Here is a 5,339-nt window from a genome sequence, read left to right as displayed (position 1 = left end):
CGCGCGGCCGCCGCGGCGCGGCCGTCGCGCTCACCGCCGCGGGGACCTGGGCGGCGCTCACCGCGAGATTCGCCCACGAGCGGATACGGCCGGGTCCCCGGACGCCGGACGAGGTGACGAGGATGCTGGTCACCAGCGTCGCCATCCCGCCCGCGGCGGTCTGGCACCGCGTGCGGGGCCTGGTCGTCCACCGGCGGGCGCGGGCGTGGGGCGGGACGCGGGCCGTGCTGTTCGACCGCGACGACACCCTGATCCAGGACGTCCCCTACAACGGGGACCCGGCGCGGGTCGAGCCGATGCCGGGCGCCCGCCGCGCCCTGGACCGGCTGCGGCGGCACGGCGTGCGCATCGGCGTCGTGTCCAACCAGTCAGGGATCGCCAAGGGCCGCATCACCGCCGGGGACGTGCGGCGCGTCAACGCCCGCGTCGAGGAGCTGCTCGGCCGCATCGACGTGTGGGAGTTCTGCCCGCACGACGGCGGCGACGGCTGCGGGTGCCGCAAGCCGCGCCCGGGGCTCGTGGAGCGCGCGGCCGAGCGGCTCGGGGTGCCGCCGTCCGCCTGCGCGGTCATCGGCGACATCGGCGGCGACGTCGAGGCCGCCGCGGCGGCCGGGGCGCGCGGCATCCTCGTCCCGACCGGCCGGACCCTGCGCACGGAGATCGCGCGAGCGCCGGAGACGGCGCCGACGCTGGACGCCGCCGTCGACCTGGTCCTCGGCGGAAGGCGGCGCCGATGAGAGTGCTCGTCGCACGCCAGGACAACATCGGCGACGTCCTGCTCGCCGGGCCCGCCGTGCGGGCCGTCGCCGAGCGCGCCGACGAGCTCGTGCTGCTGTGCGGGCCGCGCGGGCGCGCCGCGGCCGGCATGCTGCCCGGCGTCGACCGGGTCATCGAGTGGCGCGCCCCCTGGATCGACCCGGACCACGTCCCCGTCGAGCAGGCCGACGTCGACCGGATCGTCCGGGCGCTCCGGGGGTTCGACCGGGCGCTGATCCTCACCTCGTTCCACCAGTCGCCGCTGCCGCTCGCGCTGCTGCTGCGGCTCGCCGGGACGCCCTGGATCGGCGGCATCAGCGAGGACTACCCGGGATCGCTGCTGGATCTGCGGCACCGCCCCGACACCGACATGCCCGAACCGCTGCGCATGCTCGCCCTGGTGGAGGACGCCGGGTTCCCCGCCCCCGCCGACACCCGGCTGCGGGTCCGCGGCCCGCTGCCCGAGATCGACCACCTCACCGGCGGGCCCGGCTACGTGGTCGTGCACCCCGGGACGTCGGTCCCCGCGCGCGCCTGGCCGCCCGGGCACTGCGCCGAGGCGGTGCGGCTGCTCGTCGCGGCCGGCCGCCGCGTCGTCGTGACCGGCCACAAGGACGAGAAGGACCTGACGGCGCTGGTCGCCGGGGAGGACGGCCTCGACCTCGGCGGGCGCACCGGCCTGCCCGAGCTCGCGGCGGTGCTGCGCGGCGCCTGCGCCGTCGTCGCCGGCAACACCGGCCCCGCGCATCTGGCGGCGGCCGTCGGGACTCCGGTCGTGTCGCTGTTCGCGCCGACCGTCCCCGCCGCCCGGTGGGCGCCCTTCGGGGTGCCGCTGGCGCTGCTCGGCGACCAGGGCGCCCCCTGCAAGGACAGCCGCGCCCGGGACTGCCCCGTGGAGGGCCACCCCTGCCTGTCGTCGGTCGGCCCCGACGAGGTCGCCGCCGCCGTGGAGATCGTGGCGTCCGACGAGATCGCCGCGGCGGACGAGGAGGCGGCCGCCCGATGAGAGTGCTGATGTGGCACGTGCACGGATCGTGGGCGACGTCGTTCGTCCACGGCCCGCAGACCACGCTCGTCCCCGTCACCCCCGACCGGGGCCCCGACGGCAGGGGCCGCCCCGACACCTTCCACTGGCCCGACCGCGCGGTCGAGGTGCCGCCGGAACGGCTCCGCGACGAGGACGTCGACGCCGTCGTCCTGCAGCGGCCCCACGAACTGCGGCTCGCCGAGGAGTGGCTCGGACGCCGCCCGGGACGCGACGTCCCCGCCGTCTACGTCGAGCACGACACGCCGCGCCGGACCCCGTCCGACGTGGGCATGCCGGAGGAGGTCGTCCCCGACAGCCGCCACTTCCTGCACGACCGCTCCGACATCCCGGTCGTGCACGTCACCCACTTCAACCAGCTGTTCTGGAACTGCGGCCGCGCCCCGACCACCGTCATCGAGCACGGCGTCGTCGACCCCGGCTACCGCTACACCGCGGAACTGCCGCGCGCGGGCGTCGTCATCAACGACCCGCTGCGCCGCGGCCGCGTCGCCGGCGCCGACCTGCTGGCCGTACTGGCCGCCGCCGTCCCCGTGGACCTGTTCGGGATGAACGTCTCCGGCGCGCCCGGCGAGCTCGGCATCCCGCACGAGTCGCTGTGGACCTTCGAGGACCTGCCGCAGGCGAGGATGCACGAGGAGCTCGCCCGCCGCCGCGTCTACGTCCACCCCTACCGGTGGACCTCGCTCGGCCTCGCGCTGATCGAGGCCATGATGCTCGGCCTGCCGGTGGTGGCGCTCGCCACCACCGAGGCGGTCGAGGCGGTGCCGCCGGAGGCCGGGGTGCTGTCCACGCGGGTCGCCGCCCTGGCCGACGCCGCGCGGACCCTGGCCGCCGACCCGCCGCGTGCCCGCCAGATGGGGAAGGAGGCGCGGGCCCACGCCGTCGACCGGTACGGGCTCGCGCGGTTCCTGCGCGACTGGCGGCGAACTCTCCAGGAGGTAACGCGATGAAGATAGCCATGATCTCCGAGCACGCCAGCCCCCTCGCCGCCGGGCGCGGCTCCGCCGGGAAGGGGCTGGGCGGGGCGGACGGCGGCGGGCAGAACGTGTTCGTCGCGGAACTGGCCGCCGAACTCGCCGGGCAGGGGCACCTCGTCACCGTGTACACGCGCCGCGACTCGGCCGCCCTCCCCGAGCGGGTCCCGTTCGCGCCGGGCGTGACCGTGGAGCACGTCCCGGCGGGCCCGGCCGAGCACGTCCCCAAGGACGACCTGCTGCCGTGGATGCACGACTTCGGGAGGTACCTGGAGCGGCGCTGGGCCGCCGATCCGCCCGACGTCGCGCACGCCCACTTCTGGATGAGCGGCCTCGCGGCCGTCCAGGCCGGGCAGGCCGCGGGGGCCCGGCGCGTCCCGGTCGTGCAGACCTACCACGCGCTCGGCACCGTCAAGCGGCGCCACCAGGGCGACGACGACACCAGCCCCGCCTCCCGCATCCGGCTGGAGCGGGCGCTCGGGCGCGCCGCCGACGCCGTGGTCGCCACCTGCTCGGACGAGACCGCCGAGCTGGCCGCGATGGGCGTCCCCCGCGACCGCGTCCGCGTGGTGCCGTGCGGGGTCGACCTGGACCTGTTCTCCCCCGCGGGCCCCGCCCGCGGGGGACGGGGGCAGTACCGGCTCGTAGTGCTGTCGCGGCTGGTCGAGCGCAAGGGCGTCGACACCGCCATCCGCGCGCTGGCGCACCTGCCGGACGCCGAGCTGCTGGTCGCGGGCGGGCCGCCCCGCGGCGGCCTCGACGGCGACCCCGAGGTGCGCAGGCTGCGGCGGGTGGCGGCGGACGCGGACGTGGCGGGCCGGGTGGAGTTCCTCGGCCGGCTCGGCCGCGAGGAGGTCCCGCCGCTGCTGCGCTCGGCGAGCCTCGTCGTCTCCCTGCCCTGGTACGAGCCCTTCGGCATGGTGCCGCTGGAGGCCATGGCCTGCGGCGTCCCGGTGGTGGCGACCGCCGTCGGGGGGCATCTGGACACCGTCGTGGACGGCGTCACCGGCGTGGTCGTCCCGCCGCGCGACCCGGAGAAGGCCGCCAGGGCGATCCGGCGGGTGCTGGACGATCCGGCCGGGCGCGCCGCGATGGGGCGCGCGGGCGGCGGCCGGGCGCGCGAACGCTACTCGTGGGCCCGGGTCGCCGCCGACACCGCCCGGGTCTACCGGGAGGCCGCCGTGCTGAGCGAGGTGGCGGCCTGATGACCGCGCAGCCCGGAATCCGTACCCGCACCGCCACCGTCCACGACCTGCGGCTGGAGGCGCTCGCGGAGGCCGCGCTGCTGTTCCGCGAGCAGGTCCCCACCGTGCAGGCGTGGGGCCTGCGCCTGGCCTCCGTCCTGCGCGCCGGGGGCCGCCTGCTGGCCTGCGGCAACGGCGGCAGCGCCGCGGAGGCGCAGCACCTGACGGCCGAGCTCGTCGGCCGGTTCGAGGACGAGCGCCGGCCGCTGTCGGCGATCCCGCTGCACGGCGACACCTCGTCGGTCACGGCGATCGGGAACGACTACGGCCCGGCCGTCGTGTTCGAGCGGCAGGTGCAGGCCCACGGCCGTCCCGGCGACGTGCTGGTGTGCCTGTCGACCAGCGGGCGCAGCCCCAACGTGATCGCGGCGGCGCGACGGGCCCGCGGGCTCGGGCTCACGGCCTGGGCGGTCACCGGGCCCGGCCCGAACCCGCTGGCCGAGGCGTGCGACGACGCGATCACCGTGCGGGCCGCCTCGACCTCGACCGTCCAGGAGATCCACCTCGCCGCGATCCACCTGCTGTGCGGCGCGGTCGACGACGCGCTGGGGGTGCGGCATGCCTGAGCGGAGGCTTCACGTCACGCACGGGAGGGAGGGGCCATGACGGCGCCACTGGTCGTGGTGGGCGACGTCCTGCTCGACATCGACGTCGTGGGCCGCAGCAGCCGGCTCTGCCCGGACGCGCCCGTCCCCGTCGTCGAGCAGGCCGAGGAGCGGCCGCGCCCCGGCGGCGCGGGCCTCGCGGCCCTGCTCGCCGCGGCGGGCGGCCGCGAGGTGGTGCTCGTCACCGCGCTCGCCGACGACGAACCCGGCCGGCGGCTGCGGGCGATGCTGGAGCGGCACGTGGAGGTGGCGGCGCTCCACCTGCACGGCGGGACGCCCTGCAAGCTGCGCATCCGGTCCGGGGGCCAGTCCGTGGCGCGCCTGGACGCCGGGGACGGGCAGGCCCTCGACGGGCCCGTCGGCCCCCGCGTCGCCGAGGCGGTCGCCGGGGCCGGCGCCGTGCTGGTCTCCGACTACGGCCGCGGCGTCTCCCGGCACCGCGCCGTGCGGTCCCTGCTCGGCGAGCTGCCCCCGAGCGTCCCCGTCGTGTGGGACCCGCACCCGCGCGGCGAACCGCCGGTGCCGGGGGTGCGGCTGCTCACCCCGAACGAGGAGGAGGCCGCCCGGCTCGCCGCGGCCGACGGCGCCGACATCACCGGGTTCGGGCTGTCGGCCGCCGGGCGGCGCGGCCGCCACCTCGGCCGCTCCTGGGGCCTAGCCCCGGCATGGTGAAGGCCTGGCTGACCGTGCGCACCGGCAACGCGTGGGTGCA

Annotated in this window: 6 protein-coding genes; all 6 read left to right on the top strand. The window is 77.6% G+C overall.

Going from position 1 to position 5,339, the window contains the following annotated elements; all coding sequences use genetic code 11:
- A partial coding sequence (locus ABWI04_RS41435) for a D-glycero-alpha-D-manno-heptose-1,7-bisphosphate 7-phosphatase (RefSeq protein WP_353835833.1) occupies window positions 1-737 on the top strand: 737 nt, incomplete at its 5' end.
- Window positions 734-1,762 carry a glycosyltransferase family 9 protein gene (locus ABWI04_RS41430; protein ID WP_353835832.1) on the top strand — a complete coding sequence of 343 codons (1,029 nt, stop codon included), beginning with the start codon at window positions 734-736 and terminating at the stop codon, window positions 1,760-1,762. The genes ABWI04_RS41435 and ABWI04_RS41430, both read left to right, overlap by 4 nt.
- Window positions 1,759-2,754 (top strand): glycosyltransferase, encoded by a 996-nt coding sequence (locus ABWI04_RS41425; protein WP_353835831.1) that lies wholly within the window; start codon window positions 1,759-1,761, stop codon window positions 2,752-2,754. The genes ABWI04_RS41430 and ABWI04_RS41425 overlap by 4 nt, the downstream gene beginning before the upstream one ends.
- Window positions 2,751-3,983, top strand: coding sequence for a glycosyltransferase (locus ABWI04_RS41420; RefSeq protein WP_353835830.1), 1,233 nt, complete (start codon window positions 2,751-2,753; stop codon window positions 3,981-3,983). The genes ABWI04_RS41425 and ABWI04_RS41420 overlap by 4 nt, the downstream gene beginning before the upstream one ends.
- On the top strand, window positions 3,983-4,588 hold the full coding sequence (locus ABWI04_RS41415; RefSeq protein ID WP_345187503.1) for a D-sedoheptulose-7-phosphate isomerase: 606 nt from the start codon (window positions 3,983-3,985) through the stop codon (window positions 4,586-4,588). Before ABWI04_RS41420 ends, ABWI04_RS41415 begins: the two co-directional genes overlap by 1 nt.
- A 36-nt stretch (window positions 4,589-4,624) precedes the next feature.
- Window positions 4,625-5,299 carry a PfkB family carbohydrate kinase gene (locus tag ABWI04_RS41410; RefSeq protein ID WP_353835829.1) on the top strand — a complete coding sequence of 225 codons (675 nt, stop codon included), beginning with the start codon at window positions 4,625-4,627 and terminating at the stop codon, window positions 5,297-5,299.
- Window positions 5,300-5,339: the final 40 nt, after the last annotated feature.

Source organism: Actinomadura sp. NPDC000929 (assembly GCF_040492065.1).
Taxonomy (GTDB): domain Bacteria; phylum Actinomycetota; class Actinomycetes; order Streptosporangiales; family Streptosporangiaceae; genus Spirillospora; species Spirillospora verrucosospora.
Note: the sequence above shows the minus strand (reverse complement) of the source record. Positions and strands in the feature narration are given on the sequence as shown.